The organism is Nonomuraea sp. NPDC050478 (assembly GCF_044458265.1).
GTDB classification, from domain to species: Bacteria; Actinomycetota; Actinomycetes; order Streptosporangiales; family Streptosporangiaceae; genus Nonomuraea; species Nonomuraea ferruginea.
Genome location: NZ_JBITHT010000004.1, coordinates 336,827 through 363,310, shown reverse-complemented (window position 1 = coordinate 363,310; position 26,484 = coordinate 336,827). Strand labels below are relative to the sequence as shown.

General features: G+C 68.3%; 28 protein-coding genes and 1 pseudogene. 17 read left to right on the top strand and 12 right to left on the bottom strand.

The window, feature by feature from the left end; all coding sequences use genetic code 11:
• Positions 1-85 precede the first annotated feature (85 nt).
• Positions 86-775: a TetR/AcrR family transcriptional regulator gene (locus ACIBF7_RS21660; protein WP_397197951.1), complete on the top strand. Its 690-nt coding sequence runs from the start codon at positions 86-88 to the stop codon at positions 773-775.
• Here ACIBF7_RS21660 and ACIBF7_RS21655 read toward each other — a convergent pair.
• The 4 genes from ACIBF7_RS21655 to ACIBF7_RS21640 all read right to left on the bottom strand — a co-directional run bounded on the left by ACIBF7_RS21655 (position 742) and on the right by ACIBF7_RS21640 (position 5,168).
• On the bottom strand, positions 742-2,820 hold the full coding sequence (locus ACIBF7_RS21655) for an iron ABC transporter permease (RefSeq protein WP_397197950.1): 2,079 nt from the start codon (positions 2,818-2,820) through the stop codon (positions 742-744). The two genes, ACIBF7_RS21660 and ACIBF7_RS21655, sit on opposite strands and share 34 nt — an antisense overlap.
• Entirely contained in the window at positions 2,817-3,794 is a 978-nt protein-coding gene (locus tag ACIBF7_RS21650) for an ABC transporter substrate-binding protein (protein WP_397197949.1), read from the bottom strand. The genes ACIBF7_RS21655 and ACIBF7_RS21650 overlap by 4 nt, the downstream gene beginning before the upstream one ends.
• 11 nt (positions 3,795-3,805) lie before the next feature.
• A complete protein-coding gene (locus ACIBF7_RS21645) occupies positions 3,806-4,624 on the bottom strand; it encodes an ABC transporter ATP-binding protein (protein WP_397197948.1) in 819 nt (272 codons plus the stop codon).
• A 109-nt stretch (positions 4,625-4,733) separates the two neighbouring features.
• Positions 4,734-5,168 (bottom strand): hypothetical protein, encoded by a 435-nt coding sequence (locus ACIBF7_RS21640; RefSeq protein WP_364228723.1) that lies wholly within the window; start codon positions 5,166-5,168, stop codon positions 4,734-4,736.
• Between the two features lie 223 nt (positions 5,169-5,391).
• On the opposite strand from ACIBF7_RS21640, the gene ACIBF7_RS21635 reads away from it, so the two are divergent.
• The 5 genes from ACIBF7_RS21635 (at position 5,392) to ACIBF7_RS21615 (ending at position 9,958) form a co-directional block, all read left to right on the top strand.
• A complete protein-coding gene (locus tag ACIBF7_RS21635) occupies positions 5,392-5,844 on the top strand; it encodes a hypothetical protein (protein ID WP_364228725.1) in 453 nt (150 codons plus the stop codon).
• 101 nt (positions 5,845-5,945) lie between these two features.
• Positions 5,946-6,518: a hypothetical protein gene (locus tag ACIBF7_RS21630; protein ID WP_397197947.1), complete on the top strand. Its 573-nt coding sequence runs from the start codon at positions 5,946-5,948 to the stop codon at positions 6,516-6,518.
• A gap of 267 nt (positions 6,519-6,785) precedes the next feature.
• Positions 6,786-7,136 (top strand): hypothetical protein, encoded by a 351-nt coding sequence (locus tag ACIBF7_RS21625; RefSeq protein ID WP_219545269.1) that lies wholly within the window; start codon positions 6,786-6,788, stop codon positions 7,134-7,136.
• Positions 7,133-8,791 (top strand): YDG/SRA domain-containing protein, encoded by a 1,659-nt coding sequence (locus ACIBF7_RS21620; RefSeq protein ID WP_397197946.1) that lies wholly within the window; start codon positions 7,133-7,135, stop codon positions 8,789-8,791. Before ACIBF7_RS21625 ends, ACIBF7_RS21620 begins: the two co-directional genes overlap by 4 nt.
• A gap of 192 nt (positions 8,792-8,983) precedes the next feature.
• Positions 8,984-9,958, top strand: a complete 975-nt coding sequence (locus ACIBF7_RS21615; protein ID WP_364228729.1) for a hypothetical protein — start codon at positions 8,984-8,986, stop codon at positions 9,956-9,958.
• Here the strand turns inward: ACIBF7_RS21615 and ACIBF7_RS21610 are convergent.
• Positions 9,932-10,282 (bottom strand): hypothetical protein, encoded by a 351-nt coding sequence (locus ACIBF7_RS21610; protein ID WP_364228731.1) that lies wholly within the window; start codon positions 10,280-10,282, stop codon positions 9,932-9,934. The two genes, ACIBF7_RS21615 and ACIBF7_RS21610, sit on opposite strands and share 27 nt — an antisense overlap.
• Positions 10,279-10,725, bottom strand: a complete 447-nt coding sequence (locus ACIBF7_RS21605; RefSeq protein ID WP_364228733.1) for an ATP-binding protein — start codon at positions 10,723-10,725, stop codon at positions 10,279-10,281. The genes ACIBF7_RS21610 and ACIBF7_RS21605 overlap by 4 nt, the downstream gene beginning before the upstream one ends.
• 210 nt (positions 10,726-10,935) lie before the next feature.
• Between ACIBF7_RS21605 and ACIBF7_RS21600 the strand changes: the two genes are divergently transcribed.
• From ACIBF7_RS21600 to ACIBF7_RS21590, 3 genes are all read left to right on the top strand, one after another.
• Positions 10,936-11,751: a helix-turn-helix transcriptional regulator gene (locus ACIBF7_RS21600; protein ID WP_364228735.1), complete on the top strand. Its 816-nt coding sequence runs from the start codon at positions 10,936-10,938 to the stop codon at positions 11,749-11,751.
• Complete coding sequence (locus ACIBF7_RS21595; RefSeq protein WP_364228737.1) at positions 11,739-11,948, top strand: DUF397 domain-containing protein; 210 nt, start codon at positions 11,739-11,741, stop codon at positions 11,946-11,948. The genes ACIBF7_RS21600 and ACIBF7_RS21595 overlap by 13 nt, the downstream gene beginning before the upstream one ends.
• A 211-nt stretch (positions 11,949-12,159) precedes the next feature.
• Positions 12,160-12,645 (top strand): hypothetical protein, encoded by a 486-nt coding sequence (locus ACIBF7_RS21590; RefSeq protein WP_364228739.1) that lies wholly within the window; start codon positions 12,160-12,162, stop codon positions 12,643-12,645.
• A gap of 8 nt (positions 12,646-12,653) precedes the next feature.
• Here the strand turns inward: ACIBF7_RS21590 and ACIBF7_RS21585 are convergent, their stop codons facing one another.
• The 3 genes from ACIBF7_RS21585 to ACIBF7_RS21575 all read right to left on the bottom strand — a co-directional run bounded on the left by ACIBF7_RS21585 (position 12,654) and on the right by ACIBF7_RS21575 (position 15,311).
• Entirely contained in the window at positions 12,654-13,091 is a 438-nt protein-coding gene (locus ACIBF7_RS21585) for an NUDIX hydrolase (protein WP_364228741.1), read from the bottom strand.
• Positions 13,088-14,290: a CynX/NimT family MFS transporter gene (locus ACIBF7_RS21580; RefSeq protein WP_397197945.1), complete on the bottom strand. Its 1,203-nt coding sequence runs from the start codon at positions 14,288-14,290 to the stop codon at positions 13,088-13,090. Before ACIBF7_RS21580 ends, ACIBF7_RS21585 begins: the two co-directional genes overlap by 4 nt.
• A gap of 91 nt (positions 14,291-14,381) precedes the next feature.
• Positions 14,382-15,311 (bottom strand): winged helix-turn-helix domain-containing protein, encoded by a 930-nt coding sequence (locus ACIBF7_RS21575; RefSeq protein WP_364228745.1) that lies wholly within the window; start codon positions 15,309-15,311, stop codon positions 14,382-14,384.
• Between the two features lie 264 nt (positions 15,312-15,575).
• Here ACIBF7_RS21575 and ACIBF7_RS21570 point away from each other — a divergent pair, with 264 nt between their 5' ends.
• The 3 genes from ACIBF7_RS21570 to ACIBF7_RS21560 all read left to right on the top strand — a co-directional run bounded on the left by ACIBF7_RS21570 (position 15,576) and on the right by ACIBF7_RS21560 (position 18,398).
• A complete protein-coding gene (locus ACIBF7_RS21570; protein ID WP_397197944.1) occupies positions 15,576-16,541 on the top strand; it encodes an endonuclease/exonuclease/phosphatase family protein in 966 nt (321 codons plus the stop codon).
• 155 nt (positions 16,542-16,696) lie between these two features.
• Positions 16,697-17,152 carry a hypothetical protein gene (locus ACIBF7_RS21565; RefSeq protein WP_364228749.1) on the top strand — a complete coding sequence of 152 codons (456 nt, stop codon included), beginning with the start codon at positions 16,697-16,699 and terminating at the stop codon, positions 17,150-17,152.
• 400 nt (positions 17,153-17,552) lie between these two features.
• Positions 17,553-18,398: a winged helix-turn-helix domain-containing protein gene (locus tag ACIBF7_RS21560; RefSeq protein WP_397197943.1), complete on the top strand. Its 846-nt coding sequence runs from the start codon at positions 17,553-17,555 to the stop codon at positions 18,396-18,398.
• Here the strand turns inward: ACIBF7_RS21560 and ACIBF7_RS21555 are convergent, their stop codons facing one another.
• Positions 18,399-19,028, bottom strand: coding sequence for a hypothetical protein (locus ACIBF7_RS21555; RefSeq protein ID WP_271275008.1), 630 nt, complete (start codon positions 19,026-19,028; stop codon positions 18,399-18,401).
• 11 nt (positions 19,029-19,039) lie between these two features.
• On the bottom strand, positions 19,040-21,193 hold the full coding sequence (locus ACIBF7_RS21550) for a glycoside hydrolase domain-containing protein (RefSeq protein WP_397197942.1): 2,154 nt from the start codon (positions 21,191-21,193) through the stop codon (positions 19,040-19,042).
• 199 nt (positions 21,194-21,392) lie between these two features.
• On the opposite strand from ACIBF7_RS21550, the gene ACIBF7_RS21545 reads away from it, so the two are divergent.
• The 4 genes and pseudogenes from ACIBF7_RS21545 to ACIBF7_RS21530 all read left to right on the top strand — a co-directional run bounded on the left by ACIBF7_RS21545 (position 21,393) and on the right by ACIBF7_RS21530 (position 24,056).
• Complete coding sequence (locus tag ACIBF7_RS21545) at positions 21,393-21,902, top strand: hypothetical protein (RefSeq protein ID WP_364228754.1); 510 nt, start codon at positions 21,393-21,395, stop codon at positions 21,900-21,902.
• Between the two features lie 98 nt (positions 21,903-22,000).
• Complete coding sequence (locus ACIBF7_RS21540) at positions 22,001-22,903, top strand: polysaccharide deacetylase (protein ID WP_271275005.1); 903 nt, start codon at positions 22,001-22,003, stop codon at positions 22,901-22,903.
• A gap of 87 nt (positions 22,904-22,990) precedes the next feature.
• Positions 22,991-23,770, top strand: a pseudogene (locus ACIBF7_RS21535) (MFS transporter); the annotation flags it as partial.
• Between the two features lie 76 nt (positions 23,771-23,846).
• The gene (locus ACIBF7_RS21530) at positions 23,847-24,056 is read left to right on the top strand and encodes a hypothetical protein (RefSeq protein WP_271275002.1); all 210 of its coding nucleotides are present in this window, start codon (positions 23,847-23,849) and stop codon (positions 24,054-24,056) included.
• A gap of 7 nt (positions 24,057-24,063) precedes the next feature.
• Here the strand turns inward: ACIBF7_RS21530 and ACIBF7_RS21525 are convergent, their stop codons facing one another.
• Positions 24,064-25,002 (bottom strand): acyl-CoA desaturase, encoded by a 939-nt coding sequence (locus tag ACIBF7_RS21525; protein ID WP_397197941.1) that lies wholly within the window; start codon positions 25,000-25,002, stop codon positions 24,064-24,066.
• Positions 25,003-25,210: 208 nt separating this feature from the next.
• Between ACIBF7_RS21525 and ACIBF7_RS21520 the strand changes: the two genes are divergently transcribed.
• Entirely contained in the window at positions 25,211-26,482 is a 1,272-nt protein-coding gene (locus tag ACIBF7_RS21520; RefSeq protein ID WP_397197940.1) for a cytochrome P450, read from the top strand.
• Positions 26,483-26,484 lie beyond the last annotated feature (2 nt).

The window sequence follows — 26,484 nt, the reverse complement described above, 5'->3', positions numbered from 1 at the left end:
CACACGTCCGCATATGGCGATCCTTCCGCTCGTCCTGCTTCGACGTTACCCTACACGTGTAGGAAATCGTGCACCTTGTAAAGTGATGGGCGTGGCAATACCCCTGAGCAGCGCCTCCGGCGACCGGCGCGTGCGCCGGACCCAGGCCGCCCTCGCCCGTGCGCTGATCCAGCTCGTCGCGGAGCGCGACCTGCCCCGCGTCACCGTCGCCGACGTGGCCGTGCGCGCCGGAGTGAGCCGCTCGACCTTCTACGACCATTACCGGGATGTGCACGAGCTGGCCGAGGCCGCCTGCACCGCGATGATCGACACCCTGATCGAGTCCCTGCCCAGCCCGCACCCCGGCACGGCCGACCCCGGGCCGGAGGCGATCCGGTCACTGGAGGAGTTCTTCACCAGCCTCGCCGAGCACGCCGGCCTCTACCGCGCCCTGCTCGGCCCCCAGGGCAGCGCCCGCGTCTGCGACCACATCCGCCGCCGCATCATCACGGCCATCCAGAGGCACCTCCACCCGCCCGCGCCACCGGGTGAAGACCGCACTCAAGACCGCGCCGAGCCGCGTGCCGACGGCTGGGCCGACGACCGCGTGGAGGTCGCCGCGGCCTTCACCGCCGGGGCGCTCATCGGCGTGGCCACCGACTGGCTCCAGCGCGGCTGCCACCGCACCCCCGCCGACATGGCCGCCCTGACCTGGCCGCTGGTCGGCGCCCTCCAGCCGCTGTACGTCCCGGAGGGCGCCGGTCAGGTGGAGGGCCGGGCCCGCCACAGCAGGTAGACGAAGTACGGCGTGCCGATCAACGCCGTCACCAGTCCGGCCGGCACCTGCGCCGGCGCGATCACCGTACGGCCGAGCGTGTCGGCCAGGCTGACCAGCAGCGCGCCGAGCAGCGCGGCGACCGGCAGCACCCGGTTGTGGTGCGCCCCGACCAGGGCGCGCGCCGCGTGCGGGGCGACCAGCCCGACGAAGCCGACGACCCCCACCGCCGACACGGCCGTGGACGTGAGCAGCACCGCGCAGGCGAGCGCGGTCAGCCGCACCGGCTCCAGCGGCACGCCCAGGACCCGCGGCGTGTCCTCGTCCAGCGACAGCAGGTCGAGGTCCCGGCGCAGCCAGGCCAGCAGCGGCACCGTGACCGCGAGGGCCAGCGCCACCGGGATGAGCTGCGCCGGTACGCGCCCGTACGTGGAGCCGGAAAGCCAGGTCAGCGCCTTGGCCGTGTTCCACGGGTCGGACAGCACGATGATCAGGACGATGATCGACGTGCACGCGTACTGCACGCCCACCCCGATCAGCACCAGCCGGTCCGAGCTCAGCCCGCCACGCCACGACAGCCCGTAGACCACGGTGAAGGCGATCAGCGCGCCCGCGCCCGCCGCCGCCGACATCGTCCAGATCCCGGCCATCGGCACCACGGTGAGCAGCGTGATCGCGCCGACCCCCGCCCCGGCCGTCACGCCCAGCACGCCGGGCTCGGCCAGCGGGTTGCGGCACACGGCCTGCACCGCGGCCCCCGCCACCGCCAGCGCGACCCCGGCCAGCGCGGCGGCCGCGACCCGGGGCCACCGCTGGTCGAGCACGAACGTCAGCGCCCGCCCGCTGCGCCCCTGCAGCCAGTTGACCACGTCGCCGGTCAGCAGCCACCGGTCACCACCGAGCAGCCCCAGCACCAGCGCCCCCACCAGGAGCACCACACCGGTCGCGACCACGGCCAGGAAGGCCCCCCGCGACCGCGACGCGCCCGTGCGCGCCTCCGGCGGCCGCCGGGTCGGCCCCGCGTCACGGTAGCGACGCGCCAGCCAGATCATCACCGCCGCGCCGAACACGGTCGTCACCACGCCCGGCGGCACCTCCACCCCCGCCTGCGCGCCCAGCACGGCCCGCAGCGCGATGTCGGACCCCAGCACGACCAGCACGCCGACCAGCCCCGCCAGCGGCAGCATCGTCCGGCTCCTGTGCAGGCCCGGGATCGACCGGGGGAGCAGCCGCACGATCACCGGCGCGCACAGCCCGACGAACCCGATCGGCCCCGCGATCGTCACCGCCGCCGCCGCCAGCAGCACCGCCAGCATGGTCAGCCACAGGCGCAGCCGCGGCACGTTCACCCCGAGCACGGTGGCGGTGTCGTCGCCCAGGCCGAGGATGTCCAGCCGCGGCCCGGCCAGCACCGCCGCGACCAGCGCCACCGCGATCACCGGCCCGAGCTGCGTGACCGCGACCAGGTCGGTCTGGACGAGCGAGCCGCTGCCCCACGCGAACAGCCCGGTCGTCTCCTGCTCGAACAGGATCATGAGCAGGTTCGTCAGCGAGCTGAGCGCCAGCGCGGTGGCCGACCCGGCCAGGATCAGCCGCGTCGTCCCCGTACGCCCGCCCGACGACAGCGCCAGCACCAGCGCGGCGGCGGCCAGACCGCCGATCAGCGCCAGCACGCCGGAGACCGGCACCGGCAGCGCCAGCCCGGCCACGCTCCCCGCGACCACCGCCAGGTAGGCGCCCGCGCTGACGGCCAGCGTGTCCGGCGAGGCCATCGCGTTGCGCGCGATCGCCTGCAGCAGCGCGCCCGCCACGCCCAGCGCGACGCCCACGCAGACCCCGGCCAGCAGCCGCGGCAGCCGCGAGGCCAGTAGCACCCGGGCCGCCTCGTCGCTGCCGCCGAACGGCAGCGCCAGCAGGTCGAGCGCGCCGACCGAGGAGGTGCCCTGCGTCACGTGCACGGCGGCCACCAGGACGACGGCCGCCAAGGTCAGGAGAAAGACCCCGGCGGTGCCCAGCCGCCGCAGCGGCGTGTCGGGCACCGACGGGGTCAGGACTTCGGTGCTCAACCGGTGAACGCCTTGACCAGCGCGTCGGCGTACTGCTGGGCGGAGAGCGGCCCGCCGAACGTCCAGATGCCGTCGGGCATCCGGGTGACCTGCTGCTTCTCCACGAACGGCAGCGACTTCCAGATGGCGTTCTTGGCCAGCCCGTCGGCGAAGACGTCCTCGCCGTCGGAGGCGTTGTAGAAGAAGCGGGTCTCGGGGTCCTTGAGCACGGTCAGGCCCTCGACGTCGGTGGTGCCCAGGCCCCACTGCTTGTCGACCTCGCCCTTCCAGGCGTTCTCCAGCCCGAGCTGACCGCCGATCTCGGACACCAGCGAGCCCTTGCCGAACAGGCGGATCGAGATCGAGCTGCCCTGCTTCCACCCGTCGGCCATCACGAACGGCTTGCCGGCGCCGCCCGCGGCCTCGATCTTCGCCTTGCCGCCGGCCAGCGCCGCGTCGAAGTCGCTCAGCAGCTTGGCGCCCTCGTCGGACTTGCCGACCGCCGTCGCGATCATGGTGACGTCCTCGCGCATCCGCTCCAGGTTGCGCGTGGCGTCGCTGCCCTTGGCCACCAGCACCGGCACGAACTTCTCCAGCTGCGCGGCCAGCTCCACGTCGTCGGACTCCATGACGACCAGGTCGGGGTCGAGCGCGCTGATCGAGTCGACGCTGGGCTCCTGCCGCATGCCGACGTCCTGCACCGAGGGGTCGAGCTTGACGGCGGTGTTCCAGACGGCGAACCCCTTCACGTCGGCCGCGCCCACCGGCATGACGCCCAGACTGGCCAGGATCTCGGTCTCGGCCCACTCCAGGCTCACGACCCGGGTCGCCGGCTGGTCGAGCTTGACCTCCTTGCCCCGGCTGTCGGTCACGGTCACGGGGGCCGCCGACGGCTCCGCGCTCGCCGACGCCGCCTGCTCGGGTACGGGTGCTTCGGTCGTGCCGCAGGCGGCGAGAAGGGCGATGGCCGCGATGGCCGTCAGGGCACTGCGCATGGTGGTTCCTGTCATGTCGTTGCGATGACGCTCTTGCTGTGCCGGCCGATCGGCCGGGTGGTCACGGTCCCGCTCACCGGGTCATGGCTGACCTCGATGCGGATCCCGTACGTGTCACTGAGCAGGTCCTCGGTGAGGACCTGCGCGGGCGGCCCGTCGGCGCGGACCCGCCCCTGATGGAGCAGGACGACGTGGTCGGCGATCTCGGCGGCCTGGTTGAGGTCGTGCAGCACGACCCCGATCGCCACGCCGTGCTCGTCGGCCAGGTCGCGCATCAGCTCCAGCAGCTCCACCTGATAGCGGAGGTCGAGGAACGTGGTGGGCTCGTCCAGCAGCAGGACGCCGGTGTCCTGCGCCAGGCAGGTGGCCAGCCAGACGCGCTGCAGCTCGCCGCCGGACAGCTCGTCGACCGGCCGCTCGGCCATCGCCGTCACGCCGGTCAGCTCCATCGCCCGCGCCACAGCCGCGGCCCCGTCAGGATCCGCCGCCTTCCAGCGCTTCCGGTACGGGTGCCGCCCGTACCCGACGACGTCCGACACCCGCACCCCGCCGGGCGTGGGCCGGCTCTGCGCCAGCAGCGTCACCCGGCAGGCGAAGTCGCGCGCCGACAGCCCCAGCGCGTCGGCGCCGTCGCCGAGCGTCACCGCGCCGCTGTCGGGCCGGTGCAGCCGGGCGAGCGCGCGCAGCAGCGTGGACTTGCCGCTGCCGTTGGGGCCCACCAGCGCGGTCACCAGGCCCGGCCGCAGGGCGATCCGGCCGTCGTGCACCACGGTGGCGCCGTGATAGCTGAGGCACAGCTCCGCCCCGCGGAGAGAGATCTCCTCGGTCATGGGAATAAGGTTAGGCTAACCTTGCTGATCGCGCTACGGCGGGGGCCGCCGGGAATCGAAAACGCCCCCCGGCAGGCCGGGGGGCGTCACTCTGACCTCGTTCAGAGGGTCACACGAGCCAGGAGCCGGTGCACGTGGCCGGGCTCCCGCCGAGGATGGACGCCTTCGCGCACGCCTTGTAGAGGCGGCCGGCGATGGCCCGGTGCGCGGGGGAGTAGGTCGTGTTCTTGATCCCTGTGCCCTGGCTGTCCCACTTCCCCGTCTTGGGGTTGTAGACCTGCAGGATGATGCGGTGGCTGTCCGCGTCGGAGTCCTTGGGCGCGCGAGCCCAGAGATAGCTGTACGACCCCCACTTGCCCGAGCGAAGCTGGATCGTGAAGCTGCCCCCGTTGCCGATACGGACCGACTTCGTCTTCAGGGTCCCCACCTTCGTCGCGTACTTCGGCGCCGACGAGCTCCAGTAGCTCGCCGCCGACGCGGGCGTGGTGCTCAACAGGGTGACCCCCGCCACGGCAGCGGCCACGGTTATACGTGCCAGTCGCATGTTGCCCCTTCATGGTGTTCGACTCGCTGTCGTCGAAGACCCTAGGGACCGGCGGTATAGAGGCAGTATGTCCACGCGTACCAGCCTCCGGACACCGCATCGGACGAGACCGGCTCGGCATACCGGCACCATCACGGCCTCCGTGGGATGAACCTGGGCACTCATCGAACCCGTACTCCTCGCTGACCGATCGCGGCGGCGAGGACCGTACGAGGAGGCTTCCATGCCACGACCCACCATGGCGTTACGCGCCGCCATCGCGCTGGCCGTCACGGCCTGCGGCGGAGGCCCGGACGAGATCACGCTTGTCGGCCGGGATCCGCAGATCATCGTCAACACGCCGAGGGACATCAGCCTTGAGATGAGCATCCCCGGAATCCTCGGCTACGACGCCAGGAGCAAGTGCCTCACCATGACCTTGGAGAGCGGCTACGAAGGGGAAGTCGCGGCCCCGGTGTGGCCCGCCGGCAGCAAGCCGGTGATGCGGCAGGGGAAGCGCGGCGTCGAGGTGCCCCACGCCGGCACGATCCTCGAAGGCGAGCGTCTGTACGGGGACTCGTACGCTCCCCACACCACCGACGGCTTCGACCACCTCAACCTGCCTGATGAATGCGTTCCGCCGAACCGCGGCTACGTCTTCATCACCCCGGACCAGCGGCCCCTGGAAGACCCCTAGGTCATCACGCCAAGACTCCGCTCCCTCTGAATCCGCTGCCGCCGTGGGATCGTCAGGCGCAGTATGTTCACCCGTACGTGTCCGCACTTGGGGGGAGCGTCATGAAGAAGGCTCCGTTGATGGTCGCGCTCCTCGCCGTGTCGGCCTGCGGTGCGCAAGGCGTGCTCAGCCAGGCCGCCATCGACCAGGCTCTCGGCCAGGGCACCGATCCGGAGCTGATCTACGTCGTGGATCTCCCCGGGTACGAGCTCCAGGAGCAGTCCGTCGGCGCGGTGGGTGAGGAAGGGTTCGGGGCCTTCTACGTCTCACCGGACGGCAGGCAGGTGCAACTGCGCGTCGATCGCGGCGCCTTCGACGACGCGGTCTGCCGCGAGCGGCCGGTCACCGACGCCGAGCCGGTCGATGCTCCTGTGCGGTGCACGCCTGATGAGGGCGGCTGGTATCGGGAGGCGGCCGGGCGGCATGAGTACGTCGCCGTCAAGGGTGATGCCTTTCTCCTCCTGGCTGGGAAGGTCACCGACGTGAACCGGGAGACGTTGAAGAACGCGATAGCCGGTGCCCGTCAAGCAGCCGTGACCGCATCGCCGTCACCATGGCGTAGTCCGGTTGAGCGCGGAGACCTGCCTACCACCGGGGACGGGGCTCCGAACAATGAGGTCGGGCCGGGCGGGTGACCACGCGAGCGGGCCGCTCCTGAGAGATGAAGCGCCATGGCGAGAACGGGACCACGATCAACCCTCGCTCGCCCCACAAAGGCCTCGATGCGGCACCGTTATGGATCAGCCCTTTCTTCTATTTCGTGCGCGCCAAATTGACGGCCAGCGAATGGTAGTCGGGGGAACCGCGCGAGGTGCCCGTTTCTTCCTCATTTGGAAGCCCGCGTGGGGCGATTGGCGGTAGCATCCCCCACGCAGATTCGTTAGCAGATTGGCGGTGACGTGGTGACTGAAACGGTCAACCTTCGCATGGATGGAGATTTCGCCGAACAAGAGCTTCGGTCGCTCTACGACTGGCTGATGAGGGATATCGAAGCTCTTGACTATATGGACGTGAGCCTGAAGTCGAAGGATCCAAAGCCTGGCGAGATGGGTGACGTACTCGACCTCATCGCCCTAGCTGTGACCAGCGGCTTGCAATGGCCGGCATTCATCGAGACACTATCGCGGTGGCGCGGTACGCGGCGTCACCTTCCAAAGGTCACGATTGAACGCGGAGGGACAACCGTCGTCGTGTCTGAGGCAGAGTCGGCGCTCATTGTCCAGATTCTCAAAGCGATGGAGGATCACGATTGAACCTCCCTGACCCTTTGACGTCGCGTGCTGTGTTGATTGGCACAAGCGAGTACACCCATCTCAGCCCTCTCCCTGCCGTCGCCAACAACCTCAAGACCTTGGGTGGGTTGCTCCAGCGCTCTGACCTGTGGGGCCTACCAGCAGAGCATTGCACAGTCGTCCATAACCCCGCGTCGGTAGAAGCGATGATGGACCCGCTGTACGACGCTGGAAAAGAGGCTAAGGACACTCTTATTGTATACTTCGCTGGCCACGGGTTGATGCATTCTGTGGAGAGCGATCTCTACCTCACTCTGGTCGACTCGCACCGGGATCGTATGTACAGCGCGGTGGCCTACGACACCGTACGAAACGAGCTTCGGGCGAGTTTGGCGCGGCGTAAAATCATCATCCTCGACTGCTGCTACAGCGGACTTGCGCTTGGGTTGATGGGTGGCGAGGACCCTGTAGAACGGGTGGCTAACAGCACCCGCATCACGGGCTCGTACATGATGACAGCGACGACCGAGAACAAGACTGCGCTCGGCGGTCTGGACGACTATACGGCCTTTACTGGCGAGCTGATCCACCTCATCCGGGAAGGGATCCCCGAGCAGCCAGAGTTGCTGGACCTGGACACGGTTTTCAAGCATGCGCAGGAGTCGCTGCGAGATAAGGGTCTGCCCGTACCACAGAAGCGGGAGACTAACTTTGCAGCTCACATCGCGCTCGTACGCAACCGTGCCCATAAGAATCAGAAGCGCTTCGTCCTCAAAGAGTTCTATGGCCCTATCGACGGCATCCACTCAGGCACCCTTTTCCACAACCGCCGTGCCCTACATGAAGCAGGTGTGCACCGGCCGCTACAGGCGGGCATCTGTGGCACAGCTGAGCGGGGTGGCGCGGAGTCCATCGTGGTGTCGGGTGGATACAAGGATGACGAAGACTACGGGGATGTGATCATCTACACCGGTCATGGAGGGCGTGATCCTAATACCGGTGTGCAGGTCAAGGATCAGTCGGCCGACGATCCGGGTAACGCTGCCCTCATCAAGAGCATCATGACTGCCCTCCCAGTTAGGGTTATTCGTGGGTCTGGTGGCAGTCCGGAGTTCTCGCCGGCGGCCGGTTACAGCTACGACGGACTCTTCACCGTTGCTGACTACTGGACCAAGCGCGGCACCGACGGGCCTACTGTGCTCCAGTTCCGGCTTGAACAGATAAATGACGGCTCTTCCCACAAGCCCTCAGCACGCCACCTGAGCCGCAAGCTTCCCCCAGGGCGGCGGGAAGAGGTTGCCCCCGGTATCTACGCAGACAGATTGCTGGCGACCGAACTCAAGCAGATGTACGACCATGCCTGTCAGGTGTGTGGCGTGGTGCTCGAAGTGCCAGGCGGCCTGCGGTTTGCCACCACGGTGCACATCCGAGGGCTAGAGCAACCTCACCTGGGGCCCGACGTTAAGGCCAACCTGCTGTGCCTCTGCCCCAACCATCGAGACCTGTTTAAGTATGGGGCGATCACCATTGAAGATGACTTCAGCGTGATTGATCAGACGGATGGCGAACCGATCGGCAAGCTGACGCTGAAGCACGACATCGACCGCGACCACCTTCAGTACCACCGTCAGCACCACACGCTTGGCCACCGACGGATCTCGGACGAACTCAGTTAGCTGCGCAGAGCCCGGACTCGGTTTGAGCTGCCGGAGTACACGCTGTCAAGGTCTGGACGTCGACGTAGCAGTTGTGTCTGCGGCCTGGAGTCGTGGTTGCCTCCGATCTGAGGCCGCTTGCCGTCCGAGTCAGTTACCAGGCTGAGACTCGAAAGATGAATATTCTTCGCATGGTCGTCCTAGGCTCCGCTCATGGCGAACCAGCTCAAGCCGGGCGAGATTCGGACACGTGGGCAGCTTGCGCCCATATTCGGAGGAAGTCCTCAAGGTGGGATCTGTCCCTCGGGAACAACCCCCAACGTCCTCCTCTACTCCGATCCTAAAGTGGGTGAACTACGTGGCTATTACGATGGTTGGCTAGCTGAAGTAGATGAGCGGGGCCTGGTATTTGAATATACCGGTCACGGCGAAAGTGATCAGACTTTCGAAGGGCAGCATGGCAGGGGAAATCGTGCAGTCTTGCATCATTTTGATGATGGGCGAGCTCTGCAAGTTTTCAAGGCTGTCGGCGTAGTTCCCGGGACCGGCACTAAGCGCCATCGTTACCTGGGGCGTTTTGAATTGGACGAGGTCAAGCCATATGTAGTGCGGCAAGTGCCTAATAGTAAAGGCATGATGCGGCGCGTTATCGTTTTCCGCTTGCGGCCTATTGCTGATGAGTATGAAAAAGTCGAAGACGATGTCGTTCCGCCGGTGGCCACGACTGTGGCGACGCTTGTGCCGGCAAGCGTAACCGCTAGCAAAATTGTCGAACCTGAGATTAATAATAAGACGAGGAGCTCACGATCTGCCGCGCCTAGGACTATTGCTGAGCGGCGTGAAGCCGAAATCTCCGAGCAGTTTCAAGCCTTTATGGCAACTCATGGTCGAGTCCTCAAGCGATTTCAGATAAGGATAAAAGGGCTCACCGGGACACTACTCACCGACCTGTATGACGCCCAAACGCATGTGTTGTACGAGCTGAAGGGTTCATCCACTCGGGAAGCCGTACGGATGGCTATTGGGCAACTTTACGACTATCGGCGGCACATTAAGCCCGATGACCCGCGACTTGCGGTTCTCTTGCCTGATGAGCCTAACGGCGATCTTCAAGCGTTGCTGGCTAAGCAGGGTATCGCGCTAGTCTACTGGGACGGTAGCTCATTTGTCGGTGTTCCACTTCATTAGCGCGCTGCGCTGAGTGTCTTCCGTATCGGATAATCTCGCCTCTCCCGTGAGGATCGAGTTCCATATCAGCTCTGCCATGCTGCGCGCCCAAGGGCCAGCGTAGGCGACTCGCGGGGGATTGGTTTGATGCGTGCGGCGAATCACGTACATCCCGCCGGAGGCGAGCAGCTCGTACACGATCGTCCGGCACGAGCAGGTGTAGCCCAAGACTCGCGACCGATACGGCCGCTCGGCCGTCCAGTCGAGCGGCATCATCGGCAGACCGATGCGGCCTGGGGGATGCGGGGCGAGCTGAGGGCAGGTCCAGTCCTCCGGGTTGATCATGACGCCTCGCCCAGCATGGCCCAGACGATCTTTCCGCCTGTCTTCGGCCACCGATACCCCCAGGTGATCGCTACAGTGTCGATCACGAGCAGCCCTCGGCCGCCGACTGCCCCCGCGTCCGGACGGCACAGTTGCGGAGGACGGCGGCAGCAGTCCCAGACCTCTAGGACGACTCCATCGGCCGCCCGGTGGAGTCCTATGCGAACCCTCCGATAGGACCCAGCGAGCATCCCGTACGCCTCAATCTCTTCCTCGCTGGGATCCGAGGCTTTGATGCCGTTCGTGACCAACTCGCTGATCACGAGTTGGGCGTCGTCGATGAGGGCGCCGCGCCCCCAGTCCGCCAGCACGCACGCCACATGTCTACGAGCGAGGGACACCGCGATTGGGTGGACCGGCAGCTCCGTGTAGTTCTGCCGGGTCGCCAACAGGTTCACGCTCATGCCGACCTCCCGTGACAAGCAGTGCGTCTAGTACGACTGCGTGGAGTCTCAGCATGAGCTTCGGGAGCGTTCCGCAGGGGCTGTACCTGGCCTTATCCGGCGACGGAAGTAGACACAAGTGCCATGTTGCGCGTCGCATTGCTGTAGTTGTACTGTCACAGAAAGTAAAGACTGCGCAACGCGTCAGCGACCTGTCTATGGAGGAGCAGCATGGACAATGGCATCAGTGACCAGATGTCGCCTCGTGCGCGCTTCGCCGCCGACCTGATGCGCCGCCGCAGGGAAGCGGGCATATCCCAGACCGCGCTGAGCAACAAGGTTCGATGTCATACCTCCCTGATCAGCCATATCGAGCGAGGGCGGCGGGCTCCCACGGTGGAATTCGCGGAGGCGCTTGATCGGGTCTTCCAGCTCGACGGTCACTTCATGGACCTATTCACACAAATATCGCATTCGCCGACCCTCGGCTGGTTTGCTCGCTGGGTAGAGGAGATCGAACCGCAAGCCGCCATCCTTCAGTCGTGGGACCCGCTCGTGATCCCTGGCCTGCTCCAGACACCCGAGTACGCGCGGGCCATCTTCGGCACCACGATCCCGACCGAGCAGGTCGAGGAACGGGTTCAGGTCCGGATGCGACGCATGGAGATCTTCAATGCCCCGAACCCGCCTGTTTTCCTGGCAATCATCGATGAAAGCGCACTGCACCGCCCAATAGGCGGCCCGAAGGTTCTCGCTGAACAGCTCGGCTGTCTTCTGGAACACGTACAGAATTCACGAATCACTATCCAAGTCGTGCCTACCGCGGCTGGGTGCGCGGCTGGCATGATGAGCGCGTTCACGCTGGCACGACTACGCGACGGCGCAGAAGTCGTGTCAGCCGATTCCGTGCTGTCGGGTCTGGTCACGGGCGATCACGAATCCGTTGTTCGGGTCAAAGTGAGGTATGACACCATCAGAGCGGATGCCTACCCTCAATCAATGTCACTGCAGGTCATAGAGGATGCGGTAAGGAAATGGACCCCGTGAACCTTGAGAATGCGGAATGGCGCAAAGCGACTGCCAGCGGCGACAACGGGCAGTGCGTTGAAGTGGCGACGAACCTTCCCGGTGTCGTCGCCGTACGCGACAGCAAGAACCCCCACGGCCCGGCGCTGATCTTCACGCCAGGCGAGTGGAAGGCGTTCGTGGGCGGTGTCCAGGACGGCGAGTTCGACCTGGCCTGACCTACGGCGGCTTCCGGACGCTCGACTGGGACCACTCCCGGAGGGGTACGCATGGCAGCCTGCTACCGGATGTCCGGTCGGGCTGCCTACGCGTCGAGGGTGCACTCAGCGGATGCTTCACCTTCGGTCCGGTCCACGGTCCGTCGAGACAGCAGTGTCACCTCTGCCTGCTTGAATCGCGTGATCGCCCACGGACGAAGGGATAGGCGTCATGGCGGAGCTCATCAAGCACGTGGTGGTGGATATCAGAAGCGCTTGGAATGGCCCCATGGTGGTCGACCCCACCGTCCTCGCCGGCGAGGATCATGCTCCTTGGGATGAGGAGTGGTCGCCGTCCGGGTTAGATGGCTGGGCGCGAGTGGGACGCAATGCGGTGGTCTTCGACAAGCACACGGACATAGACGCTTGCATCCGGCTCGAACTATGGACTGACGAACCTTCCATGACGCAACCGATGTGGAATCGCATGTGGGCCGGCGAGATCTACCTTCGGTCGGGGCAGCTCCAGATCCACGATTTTTATGAGGCATGGTCAAGGGGGGACGTGTTCGACCTGGGGCAGCGAGACGCTACCTGGGCCGTACGGATCCAGCACAGGAGACTGGAAAACGATCAGGAGCCGGACTTTCCGCGCGACATTTACCAGGTGGATATCTTCAAGCTGCAGTTCTGGATGCTTGAGTCCCTTCTCACCTGACTGCGGCGTCACAGCCCGATGTTGGCCTTGTCGCCCATGTACGACCCCGCCCCCGGCCATCCGGCCTGGGCCAACTCGACGAACCGGGAGCCGAACCCGAGCCCCGGCAGCTCGGCCAGGGGCACGAAACGCACGCCCCGGATTCGGTTGGTGTCGACGCCCTCGGTGACGACCCCCAGGGTGCCGCCCACACGGGTGACCTCGAACGTCATGTGGATGACGTGGAGGCCGCCGCCCGGAAAGTTGTCGCACACGTACAGCAGCCGGCCCACCTCCACGTCCAGCCCGGTCTCCTCGCGCATCTCCCGTACCAGCGCGTCGGCGAGCGGTTCGCCTGCCTCGACCCGCCCGCCGGGCAGTGTCCAGGAACGGGTGTCGGTGTCCTGATCCAGCAGGAGGATCCGGTCGTCCTCGATGAGGATGCCGGTGACTCGTACGATGATCATCTCGATGCCCGCCTGCCGACCAGCAGCAGCAATCCGACGGCGGCCAGGATGCCGACGGCGATGGCCGGGACGAGTGCCCCGAAGCCCAGTCCGGTCGCCACCAGGCCGAACAGCGGCGGGCCGAGCAGTGATCCGAGGCTGCCCGCCTGGGCGACCACGCCGTTGCCGACGTCCGCGTGGTCGAGGCGCTCCAGCACCAGCGGCAGGGCGGCGAAGCCGAGGGCGCCCAGGAAGCCGTTCTCGATGGAGACGATCGCCGCGCCCGCCAGCGCGGCTGACGCCGAGCCGTGGTCGCCGAACAGGAGCCAGGCGGCCGGGAGGGTGAGCAACCCGGTCAGCGCCAGGGTGCCGACCGGGATGCCCCGGCGGAGCAGCACTCCCACGGCCAGCCCGCCGAGTGCGCTGAGCACGGAGATCACCGAGGTCAGGGCGCCCGCGGCGGCGGCCGAGTAGCCCTGCTGCTCGATGAGGAGCGTGGGCAGGAGGACGATCACCGGGAGGGTCACCAGGATGGCCAGGCAGAAGGCCGTGGCGAGCACCAGCGGCCACCACAGCGCCCCGGCCCGGGGGCGCGGGCCGGCCGCCTGCCGTCCGGGACCCCGCGGCAGGCGCGCCCAGAGGACCAGCGCCATCGCCAGCGTCAGACCGGCGACCAGCGCGATCCAGCCGCGCCAGCCCAGAGCGGAAGCCAGCGCGCCACCCGCGAGCGTGCTCGCCCCGAGACCCATCGGGACGAACGTGGCCCAGATCGACAGGGCCGTGCCCCGGTCGCGTCCGGTGGCCAGGCGGACGACCAGGGCAGGGCAGGTGATGATGATCAGGAGATATCCGATGCCCTCGGCGACCCGGGCGGTCAGCAACCAGCCGAAATCGGGCGCGGCCACGCTCGCCGCGCTCGCCGCCGCGGTCAGGGCGAGGCCCGCGACCAGCGAACGCTCCGCGCCGATGCGGCGTACGAGGTAGCCGGCGGGCAGACCGGCGGCGGCGCCGACGCCGACGACGGCCGAGATCACCCAGCCCAGCTGCGACAGTGACAGCCCCAGCTCGGCCGCCACCTCCGGCCCGACCGGGGAGAACTTGCCGAAGCTCATCGCCGCGACGACCCCGCCGAGGTAGATGACGGCGATCGTCAGCCACGGGGTGCGTCGTGCGGACTCCCCGGCCGGCTCGGACGTGTCCGGCATCGAGGGAGAGTCCATCGGGCTCCTTGTGTGTCGTCGCGGGCACGTCCAGGCTCGATCATGGCTCTGTCGGGTGCCCGGTTCAACCCTTTTGCCGCCACCCGGATCTTCACCGCGCGGACGGCTGAGCACCGCCGGTGGTGCCTTCCAGGAGCGCCGTGCCCAGGGGAGTGAGCGTGTGCAGGACCGCGGTGCCGTCGCGGCGGGTGTCGATCAGTCCCGCCTCTCGCAGCACCGTCGCGTGCCGGCTGGCCGCCGTGGGTGAGATCCGCAGCATGCGGGCGAGCTGCGTGGTCGTGGCGCTGTGGTCGAGCGCGTGCAGCACGGCCGAGCGGTTCGCGCCCATCAGCGCGTCGAGGTCGGCGCGGCGCTCGGCTGCCGGACGCCACCGGTGCCGTTGCTCGATCGGGTAGATCAGCACGGGTGGCAGCTCGGGGTCGGCCAGCGTCATGGGCGTCCGCTGGCAGAAGTACGACGGCACCAGCCGCAGGCCGCGCCCGCCGAGCACCAGGTCCCGGTCGACGACGTACTCGGTCTCCAGGACGGGCGGCGTCCAGCTCATGAGCGGCGCGAACCCGGCGAACAGCCCCTCGACCCCTCCCCGGAGCAGGCCGCGGGCCCGGCAGGCGCGGTCGGCGGCGATGGCGGAGCCGGAGAGTTCCCTGAAGGGGGCGACGGCCGCCTCGTAGTAGTCGCGCAGCGCGGCTCCCATCTCCTGGAGCATGGGCCCGTTGCCCTGGGCGATGGGGCGTACCCACCCGGGCAGGGGCCGGTGGCGGGCGAGCAGGCGCAGCTCGGCGGCCAGTCGCCGGGCGGGGGTGCGGAGCAGCGCGGCCAGGCCGCTGTCCAGTCCGAGAAGTCCTTCGTACGGGGTGAGGAAGTCGGGGAAGTAGGGCCCGGCCGGAACCAGCACGTCGAGCAGGCGGGCTCCGCGCCGCATCCGGGAGGATCGGGCCGGGTCGGCGTGCAGCTCCTCGAACCAGGGCCGGAAGGCCGGCGATCGCACCCGGTCACGGAAGCGGAACCGCGTGAGGATCATTTCCCACAGGGGGTCGGGTTCGTCGGCGAGAGTGACGCGCGTCAGGTCTTCAGCAGTGAAAAGGATCCGCAGAGTCCCCATTCCGTCCCCGGTGTTTGACAGCGCCTGTCATCCGGCACGACACCATGGTGAGAATCTCCAGTCAAGCAGGTTTGAGGCTTTTGTCGTTTTTGCGGTAGAGCGCAAAGGCTCTTTCGACCCTCATCCTCCGGGGTCACGATGGAGGGCGTCCTGATCCGTTGATCATCGATGGAGGAAGCGCCCGTGAAGATCGCCCGTCGTCTGTTGACCGCCGTGTCCGCGCTCGCCCTCGTCATGACCTCGCCCGGCTTCGCCGGCCCCGCTCACGCCGAGCCCGTCCAGGTCAAGCCCCTGTCCGTACGGAGCGTCGCGCCGATGGGCGCCGAGGCCGCGGCGCTGACGGCGAAGGCCCGCGGGGGCCAGGCCAGGTCGGCGCTCGCCGCCCGCCCGGACCGGCCCGCCAGGACGCAGGCCGCGCGGTCGTTCTACGAGCTCCAGCTCAACCTGTGCAACAGCGGCAAGGCCGGATGCTACGCCGGCGGCCAGTCGATCTACGAGGGCGGCGACCTGATCTACTACCTCGCCCCCGACCTGGTGACGCTGAACGAGATCTGCTCCGTCGACCTGCCCAACTACCTCCAGCCGTCGCTCGCCGAGGCCTGGCCGAACGACTGGACCTACTCCGTCTTCTACCCGGCGCTCGACAAGCCGACGGGCAACCCGATCACCTGCACGAACGGCGGCACCTACGGCAACGCCGTCCTCGGCCGGGTCCCCGCCGCCCTGTGGCAGGGGGCCAACGGCTGGGTCGGCGAGTACACGACCCAGGACAGCGGCAACGAGGTGCGCACCTTCGCCTGCGCCTACGCGGTGGGCGACCACCTGTCCTGCGCCACCCACCTGAGCGCGAACAGCGAGCCGATCGCGCTGACCCAGTGCCAGGCCCTGATGTTCAGCGCCGTGCCCTACATCAGGTCGCAGGAAGGCATCTCCGGCAAGACGGTCGTCGGCGGTGACTTCAACCTGGAGTACGACACCTCCGACCCGGAGAACGCGCAGAACTGCGTACCCAGCGGCAACACCCGCAAGGGCGACGGAGACGTGCAGCACGTCATCTTCAGCAACGACTTCACCTTCGTCAGCCGAAGCCTGTACGGGCTGACCTACACCGACCACGACGGCATGCTGATCCGCCTGACCAAGCCGTGACCCCGTTCGGCGTCTGACGGCGGATCCCAGGTATGTCCTCGGAATGTCCGGCTGCTGACCTGTCTGTGATCGGAGCGAAAACGCTATTTTTCTCGCGACGGCCGTTTGTTCATCGCAGGGAAATTCAGCGGGAAATCACAAGGCAGGAGAGGAAAATGAGGAAAACGACCTGGGCTGCCGCGATCGCCCTGACGGCCGGTCTTCTGGCTGGTGGGGCGCCCTCGGCGGCGACGGCGGCCTCGCCGACGGACAACGGGGTTCACAACACCAGCACGATCGCCGTCGGCGCCGTCCAGACCTGGATAACGAACGCCTGTGTTTATCGGCAGGGTTGTTACGACGCCCTGATTCCGGCCGGGCGGTATTCGGGGTGGCGGTACACGGCCGCCGTCTACTTCGGGGACAACTACTGCCTGAGGGTCCGCGCCTGGCAAGCGGGAGGTGGTCTGGGGCCCGTGACGATCACCGGCGAGGGCCCCGCGTACTTCGTGTTCAACAGCGTCCACCCCGGCTTCGACGTGCGGGCGGTGCCGATCAACCACGCCGACTGCCACAGCGCGGCGGCGACCTTCAGCGGCGACGCGGGCGAAGTCGTCCAGGCCGGGCAGTGACATAACCGGGTGCGGGACCAGACGTCCGCGTCCGCTGCGAGATCATCACCGGCCGTGGCCGGGTGGCGATGATGACCGCCGCCCGGCCAGGTGCTGGTGATTCCGCGCGTCCACGTCGCCGGGACGCGGCGTTGATCAGGAAGGCACTCGCGTGACGCGCGATTGATCGGCGGGGATATACCCCCCGCCCCCTTGGGAAAAGCCCCGCGTAGGATGGTGCCCGCGCACGCCATCGCATCTCTACGGGGGGTTCCCGATGGGGACTTTGCGTATTCATTTTACGGCGGATGATTTAGTGCGGACCACGCTCGCCGCCGCTCCCGATCCCTTGTGGGAGGTGGTGGTGCTGAGCCACTTCCGGCTGAGGGAGCGAAGCCTTCGCCCGGTTTATCGTTCCTGGATGGGGGACCTCCGGGCCGACCCGGAGCGGATGGCGCGCGTCAAGACGGGCGCCCGCCTGCTGGACGTGCTCGCGCCGCTGGGTCCGTACTGGCCCGACTTCCTCACGCCGCACGAGTCGAAGAGCGGTCTCGCCGGCGGCCTGGACGCGATCATGTCCACGCCGCGTGCCCGATTACGTGAGGAGTTCGAGCGGCTGGCGCAGCATCGGCGCCTGCCCGGCTGGGTCGGCAGCCTGGCCGACGGTGACGTGGAGACGCTGACCCGGGTGAGCGCCGCCATCCGTTCCTACCACGACGCGGCCATCGCCCCGAGCCACCAGCTCATCCACCTGGCGGTCGCCGCCGACCGCGCCCAACGGGCCCGCGACATGCTGGAACACGGCACCGAAGGACTGCTGGCCGGGATGGGCACGCTCATGCGGTGGCGCCCCCCGGTGCTCGAGGTGGCGTACGACATCGACGCCGTGCTCCACCTGGGCGGGCGCGGGCTGAGGCTGGTGCCGTCGTACTTCTGCCAGCGCACCTCCGTCACGCTGGCCGATCCGGAGCTCCCACCCGTCCTCATCTACCCGATCGACCACCAGCACCACTGGTCCACGGTGGTGCGGAGGGGCGTCGAGCCGTTGCTGGGCAGGACCCGCGCGGCCGCCCTGCTCGCCGTCGCCACGAGCGCCCCCACCACCGGCGAGCTCGCCCGGACCCTGCGGATCTCCCCCGCCTCGGCCAGCCGTCAGGCGACGGTCCTGCGCGAGGCCGGGCTGATTCTGACGGTACGTGACGGATCTTCCGTCCTGCACGCGATCACCCCTCTCGGGGAGGCCCTGCTCGAAGGCAGGCCGCTGTGATCAGCCTCCTTGCGTACGCTGAAGCGCACGGGCCCTGACGCGCCGGGCGGGTGTCGCCGGATCGACCGCCGCGCCCGCCAGGGGGACGGCGGGCGCGCTCCGATCGGTGCGGAGCTCCGCGGCGACCCGTGCCAGCTTCCTGCTGCCCGGCGCCACGTCGATCTGGAAGTGCGACGCCTTCACCGGGGTCAGGTCACCTCCCCAGCGCACCGTGCCCGCGCAGTCGGCGAGGATGTCTCGTACGATCAGCTCCTGGTGAGGCCAGAGCCGCTCCGAGCCGCGCAGCGGATAGGCGGCCGGGTGGATGGCGATGGCGGTCCCCGACAGGTAGGCGGACTCGAACGGGGCCTCCACGACCTGGCCGGCCCTGTAGCCGAAGACGCCTCCGCCTTCTCCGCTGTCCACGGCGGCGATCTCGTAGTGCCATCGGCGGGCGACGTGGAGCAGCACGGTCGCGACGTCCCCGGCACGCAGGGCCACGGTCGCGAGCGAGCCTTCGATCGCGTACGTCCTGATCGCGCCGTGGTCGTGGGGCCGGCCGGTGAACGACTCGCCCGCTTTCCCGGGAACGGGGACGGGTACGGCCATCACCAGGGCGCCGGCGGCGATGAAACGGCGGCGTGTGATCACGTGAACGCTCCTCATGGCGAGACGACGGAGGAAACTCCCGGGTCGCCGCCCTGGCGCCACACGTTACGGTCCAGGCCCCACCCGGGCTGGAACGCGTACTCGCGGATCTGGTTGAGCGACCAGTTGTCGGGCAACGGGTAGCCGAGGTTCCCGGAGAACCCCCACGACATCCCGGAGACGAAGGACCAGCGCGCGCCGGCCTCGGCGGACACGCGGCTGCAGACGTTGCGGGAGCCGTAGACCCCGAACTGGTAACGGCCGCCGAGTTGCTCCAGCGCCGTCCTGACCCCGCGGAAATAGGGCACGACATTGCTGGTGATCTCGGTGTCCAGCGCGTCGTAGTCGACCGCGAAATAAATGCAGGCGCCCGGTGGCAGGCCGAACGCGCGGGCCTTCTCGTCGGCTTTCCTGCCCTGGTCGTAGCCCTTGTCGTAGGTGAAGTTGGCCAGCTGGGTCCCGTTGTACTGGAAAATGGGGAACATTCTCAGCCCCGCCGCGAAGATGTTCTGCAGTTCGCCGGGCTTGAGCGCCTTCCCGAGATAATCCGGGTCGCTCGGGGGGAGGTGCTCGTCGAGATAACGGCCGACGATCCGGTAGCCGTTCTGCATGAGCAGCCGGCCGCGCTCAAGCGTGATCTCGGTGATGCAGTCGCAGCCGGTGGCTTCGCGATCGGTGTCGCCCGCGGAGATGAGGAGCTGCGCCCACGTCGTGTAGTCGTTGGTCCCCGTGACGGGAATCTGGGAAAAGCTCTGGAACGTCCGCAGCCAGCTCGTGTGCGTGGCGGTCTGCGTGTCCGTGTAGATGTCCTGGGAGGAGTACGGGACCTGCCGCCCGTTGTCGTAGGTGGGTGAGTTGAAGAAGCAGGCGGCGCGGAACAGCAGGCGGAAATCGCCGGTGAGCGTCCCCGCCCCCCTCGTCCTGAGCCCCGACTGCGTGCCCGGCCCGAAGTAGCCGTTGATGTCGTTAAGCCCGATCCCCAGCTCGTACTGAATGGCCATCATCAGGCCCTTCTGCACCTCACGGGAGTAGAAGCCGTCGCACGGCACGAGATTCATCGCCGGGATCGCCCGCTGGGCCACGTAACGCTTGTTGAGGTGTTGCTGGATCGCCTGGGTGGCGGCGTCTCCGCCCGGGACGAGGCGGAACTGGTCCATGGTGAGCAGCGCCCGGGCGATGCGTGCCCACAGCGCGTTGGTGATGACGACGCCGGTCAGGCCCATGTGCCCGATGAGCGCCTGGAAGGAGTCGCGCGATCGGGTGTCCCAGATATAGGGCGGATCGGTCGCGTAGTAACCCTTGCACCACAGGGCGTAGTTGTAGATGGTGATGATGCTCGGATTCGTCTCGGTGTCCGGGCGCAGCGGGTGGTCCTGCACGGCCCGCATCGTGGCCGGGCCGAAACTCTGCACCGTCGGGGAGATGCCCAGCTCGTGCTGGAGCGCCTGCGTGAGCGAGAGCACCGTGGCCCATCCAGTGCGTCCCGTCTCCAGGACCCTGACGTAGCCCGGGGCCACGCCGTCGTACCTGGTGTTCACCCACTTCTGCGCGGCGAACACGTTCATGTCCATGAGCGTGCCCTCGTCCCATGACACCGCCGGGTCGATGGGGGAGCCGTTCGTCGCGTACGGGGTCAGATTGCCCGGGCATTCGGTGTCGTAGCCGGCCGAGTGAGGAAGGATGCGCCGACCGGCCCGCCGACTGGCCGGGGCCTCGCCGCGCAGATGGGCGATGAGGTCCCTGATGCTCCGCAGCATGGCGTCGGTCGGCTGGTCCCACGACCTCAGCAGCCCGCAGATGGAGTAGAAGGCCGTGTTGCGGCCCAGGCTGACGCCGTCGACGGTGATGTAGGCGCCGAAGTTGGCCTCGCCCCGCTCGTAGCCCCGGCCCTCGTAGACGATGCCGTGCGGGCAGACGAAGAAGTTGTACTGGATATCGGCGTAGTCGCCGGTCACGTCATGGGCGAAGACCTCGGCCACGTCTTTCTTGCAGTCTTCCTCGGAACCGGGGGAGAAGGAGCGGTTGCCCCGGTGATGAAGGAAGACGCCTCCGGTCGAGGGCTCCCAGGCTCCGGAAGAAGGCACCGGAGCGGCGAATGCCTGGGCTTTCTGCGCGTCCGTGACGTCCGTCACGTAACCGGCCCAGGTGCTGCGTGCATTGATGGTCACCGACACGAGGGCAGCGTGACCGATGCGCGCCGGGCGGGTCCAGCTCTTTCCGCGTCAACGCAAAAGCCGCGTTCAGCCGCCGATTACGACCGCGCTGCCGGCGGCGGCCAGCGGTTTTCCGGCACGACGCAAAAGCTTTGTCCGCCGGTTCGGGACCGTGCGCTAATTCCGTTGATCCCGAATCGAAGAAGGAGTGCACATGTTCAAACGCCTGGCCTTGTTCGCGGCCACCGCGGTCGTCGCGGCGACCGTCGCCGGAGTGTCGCCGGCGGCGGCGGAGAGCGCTTCCACGGCGCTCGCCTGCTCCGGCACGTCCTGCAACGGGAAGAACCCCAACACGGAGGGCTGCTCGGCCACGGGCACTCCGCGCGAGCTCTTCCTCCACAGCGGGAGATACACCCTGCAACTGCGGGACGGCGCCGGTTGCCGCGCGTTCTGGGGGCGTATCGTGCGCGACGACTGCGACCTCATCCAGGGGTTCGCGCATCTGCGCGTGCAGCGCCGGCAGTGGACCACCTACGGCTGGTACACCACGCACACCTACTACCGGATACAGTCGTCGGTCCCCTGCAACGGCGGTGTCGGATACACGTCCATGGTGGGCAACGCGAACGATGACAACTTCCGTGCCTGCCACTCCGGCTACATCACGGCTTCCGCTCCGTCCACCATCCCCGAGAGCGCGTGGACCTGCACGAGCTGGTACTGAGACGTCGCCGCGGGTGCGGTCCGGCCGCCGGACCGCACCGTGCAGTAGTTCACCTGTTCATGACCGGTACACGGCGATGCTCCGGGTACGTGCGTGGCATGAAAGCCATCAACGTGTGTTTCGGCATAGACGTGGACGCGGTCGCCGGCTGGATCGGCTCGTACGGGGGCCAGGAATCCCCGAACGACATCCAGCGGGGTGTCTTCGCGGCCGAGGTGGGGACGCCGCGGCTGCTGCGGTTGTTCGCCCGGGAAGGCATCAGGACGAGCTGGTTCGTACCGGGGCATTCGGCGGAGTCGTTCCCGAGGCAGACGCACATGATCGTCGAAGCCGGGCATGACGTCGGCGCGCACGGCTACATGCACGAGAACCCGGTCGCGATGTCCGCCCAGCAGGAGGAGGACGTGCTGGCGCGCAGCGTCGAGCTGCTCGACAAGGAGTTCGGCGTCCGGCCGAGCGGGTACGTCGCGCCGTGGTGGGAGATGTCGGCGCGCACCATCGACCTGCTGCTCAAGTACGGGTTCAGCTACGACCATTCGCAGTCGTACCGGGACTTCCAGCCCTTCTACGCCCGCCGCGGCGAGGAGTGGACGCGGATCGACTACGACAAGGACGCCTCGACCTGGATGAAGCCGCTGGTCCACGGCGAGGAGGTGGATCTGGTCGAGTTCTCCGCGAACTGGTATCTGGACGACCTGCCGCCCATGATGTTCATCAAGAACTCGCCGAACAGCCACGGCTTCGTGAACCCGCGCGATCTCGAACAGCAGTGGCGCGACCAGTTCGACTGGGTCTACCGGGAGCTCGACTACGCGGTCTTCCCCATCACCCTGCACCCGGACGTGAGCGGCCGGCCGCAGGTGCTGCTGATGCTGGAACGGCTGATCCACCACATGCGGGGTCACAAGGGAGTGAAGTTCATGTCGTTCGCCGAGGCGGAGAAGGACTTCCGGGCCCGCTACCCGTTCAAGGAGCGGGCGCGACCGGCCGACGTCCACTGAGCCGGGGCCATACTGGCAGGCATGAGCTGGACCCCTGAGCCGCCGGTGAACGCCCTCCGCGACGGCTTCACCCACGGCTGAGCCGGGATGACCCCATCGCCCGCACGTCTGCGCGCCCGCATCGACGACGCCCCGATGTCCCGATCGCAGTGGTCGGCGATCGCCGTGTGCGTCCTGCTGAACGTCGTCGACGGGTTCGACGTGCTCGTCATGTCGTTCACCGCCGCGGCGGTCTCCGCCGAGTGGCGGCTGTCGGGGACCGAGCTGGGCCTGCTGCTGAGCGCCGGGCTGGTCGGGATGGCGCTGGGGTCGCTGTTCCTCGCGCCGGTCGCCGACCGGACGGGGCGGCGGCCGCTGATCCTCGCCTGCCTGGCGGTGTCGTCGTCCGGGATGCTGCTGTCGGCCCTGGCCGGGAGCGCCGTCCAGCTCGGGCTGCTGCGGCTGGTCACCGGGGTCGGCATCGGCGGCGTCATCGCCGGCAGCAACGTCATCGCCGCCGAGTACGCCAACCGGCGCTGGCGCGGCCTGGCCGTCAGCCTGAACACCACCGGTTACGCCGTCGGCGGCACGGTGGGCGGCGTCATCGCCGTGGTGCTGCAGAACGCGTCGGGGTGGCGCTCGGTGTTCGCCTTCGGCGGGGTCGCCACCGCGCTGCTCGTCGCCGCCGTGCTCCGGAGGCTGCCCGAGTCGCTCGACTTCCTGCTCACGCGGCGCTCGCCCGGCGCGCTCGACAGGCTCAACGCGCTGCTGACCGCGATGCGGCAGCCGCCGCTGCGGTCGATGCCCGAGCCGGACGCGCCCGCCGGGCCCGCGCCCGGGCTGCGGCAGCTCCTGTCGCCCGCGCGGCGTCGTAACACGCTGCTCACCTGGGCCGGCTTCTTCACGAGCATGTCCGGCTTCTACTTCGTGGCGAGCTGGACGCCCCTCGATCTACCCGCCGGAGATGCGGGCCACCGGCGTCGGCTGGGGCATCGGCGTCGGCCGCGTCGGCGCGATCCTGTCACCTCTGGTCGCCGGCCGGCTGCTGGACGCCGGGTGGGGGCCGGGCGGGCTCTACCTGCTGGCCGCGGCGGTGCTCGCCGCCGGCGGGCTGGCCGTGGGCGCCTTCCGCCTGGACGCGGGCTCGCCCGTACCCGTGAAGACGGAGGCGTGACCGCGGGTCAGGGCAGGCGGTCGGTGCGGTGGGCGGAGAGGCGGGCGGGGTCGGGCCAGCGCACGCCGTGCGCCCAGCCCGCCCGCTCGAACCAGCGGATCAGCCGCGCGCTCGGGTCGAGCTGGCCCTTGAGCACGCCGTGGCGGGCGCAGGCGGGCTCCGCGTGGTGCCAGTTGTGCCAGCCTTCGCCGAACGTCAGCAGCGCCACCCACCACACGTTGGACGACCGGTCGCGGGTGCGGAACGGGCGGTCGCCGAAGGTGTGGGCGACCGAGTTCACCGACCAGGTGACGTGGTGGACGACCGCGTAACGGACGAGCCCGCCCCAGAAGAAGGCGGTCCAGGCGCCCGCCCACGACATCGACCACAGCCCTCCGGCGGCGGCGGGCAGCGCGAACGAGAGGGCCACGACGGCCGGATAGGCGGCGTCGAAGCGCCGCACGTCCGGGTCGGACAGCAGGTCGGGCACCCAGTGGCGGGTGCTGGAGCGGCGCCGGGCGGTGTAGAACCAGCCGACGTGCGCGTGCAGCATGCCGCGCAGCAGGCCCAGGCCGCTCTCGCCGTAGCGCCACGGGGAGTGCGGGTCGCCCTCGCGGTCGGCGTACTTGTGGTGCCTGCGGTGCTCGGCCGCCCACAGCGTGACCGGCCCTTCGACGGCCATGCCGCCCGCCAGCATGAGCGCGACCCTGAGCGCCCGGTTGCCGCGGAAGGCGCGGTGGGTGAACAGCCGGTGGTAGCCGACGGCGATGCCGAAGATGCTCACCGCGTACATCACGGCGGCGATGACCAGGTCGCGCGGGCCGATGCCCCAGCCCCAGGCGGCCGGCACCGCGAGCGCGAGGAGCAGCACGGGCAGCACGACCAGGACGACCAGATAGGCGGTGCGGCGGCTCGTGGTGACCGCCACCGTCTCCGCCGCGCTCCGGCGTGGAATGGCTGACGTCAAGCTTCCTCCCTGTGGTGACCCCGGCTCCCCATTCAACGGCGGGGGTCCTGGAGTGCGGCTATGACCTGACAGTGACGACTCGATTACTTTCAGGAGGCAGAACAATGCGCTCCGTAGCCATGAAGAAACGCAGAGGGTCTCCCTAGATTGTGGTTGCACAACGTGATCATTGATGATCGCTCCGGAACCATGCGGAAAGGTCCACGGAATGGGTGCTGTCGGCCAGACGACCACGGGCGGCTATCTGGAGAGGTACGACGAGGCGCTCGCCAGCGCTCCGATGTCCGCGTTCGGGCTGGTCAGAGAGTGGATCCGGAGCGACTGGCGCGGCCTGTTCGCCGAGCTGCGCGAGCGGCGTCCCATCCTCGTCACGCCCGCCTTCACGGTCGTGACCCGCCACGCCGACGTCACCGAGGTGCTCTCCCGCGAGGAGATCTTCTCGGTCCGGGCCTTCGGCCCGCGGCTCGACGCCGCCCTGGGCGGGCCGTTCATGCTCGGCAGGGACGCCACCGCGATGAACTGGCGGGAGAAGGGCCTGATGCAGGTCATGCTCGACCCGGGCGACGTGGCCGGGGTGCGCGAGCTCGCCGGGAACCTCGCCGACGAGCTGCTCGACGCCGCCTCGCCCGGCGGGCGCGTCGAGACGGTCGGCGGGCTGTTCAGGCCCGTCGCCCTGGGGGTGTGCGCCCAATACTTCGGCTTCCCCGGCCCCGACCCGCAGACCCTGTCGCGGTGGACGCGCGCCGTCGTCACCGACGGCTTCGCCAACTTCCACGGCGATCCGGAGATCCAGGCCGCGTCCGTACGAGCCGGCACGGAGATGATCGCCTACCTGCGCGAGCGGCTCGCCGAATACCGGGCGGCGCCCGATCCGCCCGACGACATCTTCGCCCGGCTCGTCCGCTCCTCGCAGGTGCCCGACGACCGCATCCTGATCAACATGGCCGGGCTGCCGCTGGGCTTCGTGGAGAGCGCGCCCGGAGCCATGACGGAGGCGGTCGAGCAGCTGCTGATGCGTCCGGAGGTGCTGGCGGAGGCCGTCGAGGCGGCGGGGGACCCCGAGCGGTTCGACCGTTACGTCTGGGAGGCGCTGCGGTTCAACCCGTTCTTCAAGCTGCTGCCGAGGCTGTGCGAGCGCGATCACGTGCTGGCGGCGGGCACGCCGCGCGCCACGCCGATCCCGGCGGGCACGTTCGTGCTCGCGGCGCCCGCCTCGGCCATGTTCGACGCCGACGTGGTGCCGGAGCCGGGCGAGTTCCGCCTCGACCGCCCGGCGCACCACCACCTGTTCTTCGGCCACGGTCATCACGCCTGCCTGGGCGTCCATCCGGCCAGGGTCGTCGTGAGCGAGACCGTACGGCGTCTGCTGCTGCGTCCCGGCGTCCGCCTGCTGCCCCCGCCGGAAGGTGCTGTCGAGCGCGCCCTCGGCGTCTTCCCCGACCGCTTCGTCGTCGGGCTCGGCACCGAGCGGGAGGGCTGACG

Coding starts and splice junctions, on each gene's coding strand:
- ACIBF7_RS21660 (WP_397197951.1), top strand. CDS start 86: ATGGGCGTGGCAATACCCCTGAGCAGCGCCTCCGGCGACCGGCGCGTG.
- ACIBF7_RS21650 (WP_397197949.1), bottom strand. CDS start 3,794: ATGCGCAGTGCCCTGACGGCCATCGCGGCCATCGCCCTTCTCGCCGCC.
- ACIBF7_RS21645 (WP_397197948.1), bottom strand. CDS start 4,624: ATGACCGAGGAGATCTCTCTCCGCGGGGCGGAGCTGTGCCTCAGCTAT.
- ACIBF7_RS21640 (WP_364228723.1), bottom strand. CDS start 5,168: ATGCGACTGGCACGTATAACCGTGGCCGCTGCCGTGGCGGGGGTCACC.
- ACIBF7_RS21635 (WP_364228725.1), top strand. CDS start 5,392: ATGCCACGACCCACCATGGCGTTACGCGCCGCCATCGCGCTGGCCGTC.
- ACIBF7_RS21630 (WP_397197947.1), top strand. CDS start 5,946: ATGAAGAAGGCTCCGTTGATGGTCGCGCTCCTCGCCGTGTCGGCCTGC.
- ACIBF7_RS21615 (WP_364228729.1), top strand. CDS start 8,984: ATGGCGAACCAGCTCAAGCCGGGCGAGATTCGGACACGTGGGCAGCTT.
- ACIBF7_RS21610 (WP_364228731.1), bottom strand. CDS start 10,282: ATGATCAACCCGGAGGACTGGACCTGCCCTCAGCTCGCCCCGCATCCC.
- ACIBF7_RS21605 (WP_364228733.1), bottom strand. CDS start 10,725: ATGAGCGTGAACCTGTTGGCGACCCGGCAGAACTACACGGAGCTGCCG.
- ACIBF7_RS21600 (WP_364228735.1), top strand. CDS start 10,936: ATGGACAATGGCATCAGTGACCAGATGTCGCCTCGTGCGCGCTTCGCC.
- ACIBF7_RS21595 (WP_364228737.1), top strand. CDS start 11,739: ATGGACCCCGTGAACCTTGAGAATGCGGAATGGCGCAAAGCGACTGCC.
- ACIBF7_RS21590 (WP_364228739.1), top strand. CDS start 12,160: ATGGCGGAGCTCATCAAGCACGTGGTGGTGGATATCAGAAGCGCTTGG.
- ACIBF7_RS21585 (WP_364228741.1), bottom strand. CDS start 13,091: ATGATCATCGTACGAGTCACCGGCATCCTCATCGAGGACGACCGGATC.
- ACIBF7_RS21580 (WP_397197945.1), bottom strand. CDS start 14,290: ATGGACTCTCCCTCGATGCCGGACACGTCCGAGCCGGCCGGGGAGTCC.
- ACIBF7_RS21575 (WP_364228745.1), bottom strand. CDS start 15,311: ATGATCCTCACGCGGTTCCGCTTCCGTGACCGGGTGCGATCGCCGGCC.
- ACIBF7_RS21565 (WP_364228749.1), top strand. CDS start 16,697: ATGAGGAAAACGACCTGGGCTGCCGCGATCGCCCTGACGGCCGGTCTT.
- ACIBF7_RS21560 (WP_397197943.1), top strand. CDS start 17,553: ATGGGGGACCTCCGGGCCGACCCGGAGCGGATGGCGCGCGTCAAGACG.
- ACIBF7_RS21545 (WP_364228754.1), top strand. CDS start 21,393: ATGTTCAAACGCCTGGCCTTGTTCGCGGCCACCGCGGTCGTCGCGGCG.
- ACIBF7_RS21540 (WP_271275005.1), top strand. CDS start 22,001: ATGAAAGCCATCAACGTGTGTTTCGGCATAGACGTGGACGCGGTCGCC.
- ACIBF7_RS21530 (WP_271275002.1), top strand. CDS start 23,847: ATGCGGGCCACCGGCGTCGGCTGGGGCATCGGCGTCGGCCGCGTCGGC.
- ACIBF7_RS21520 (WP_397197940.1), top strand. CDS start 25,211: ATGGGTGCTGTCGGCCAGACGACCACGGGCGGCTATCTGGAGAGGTAC.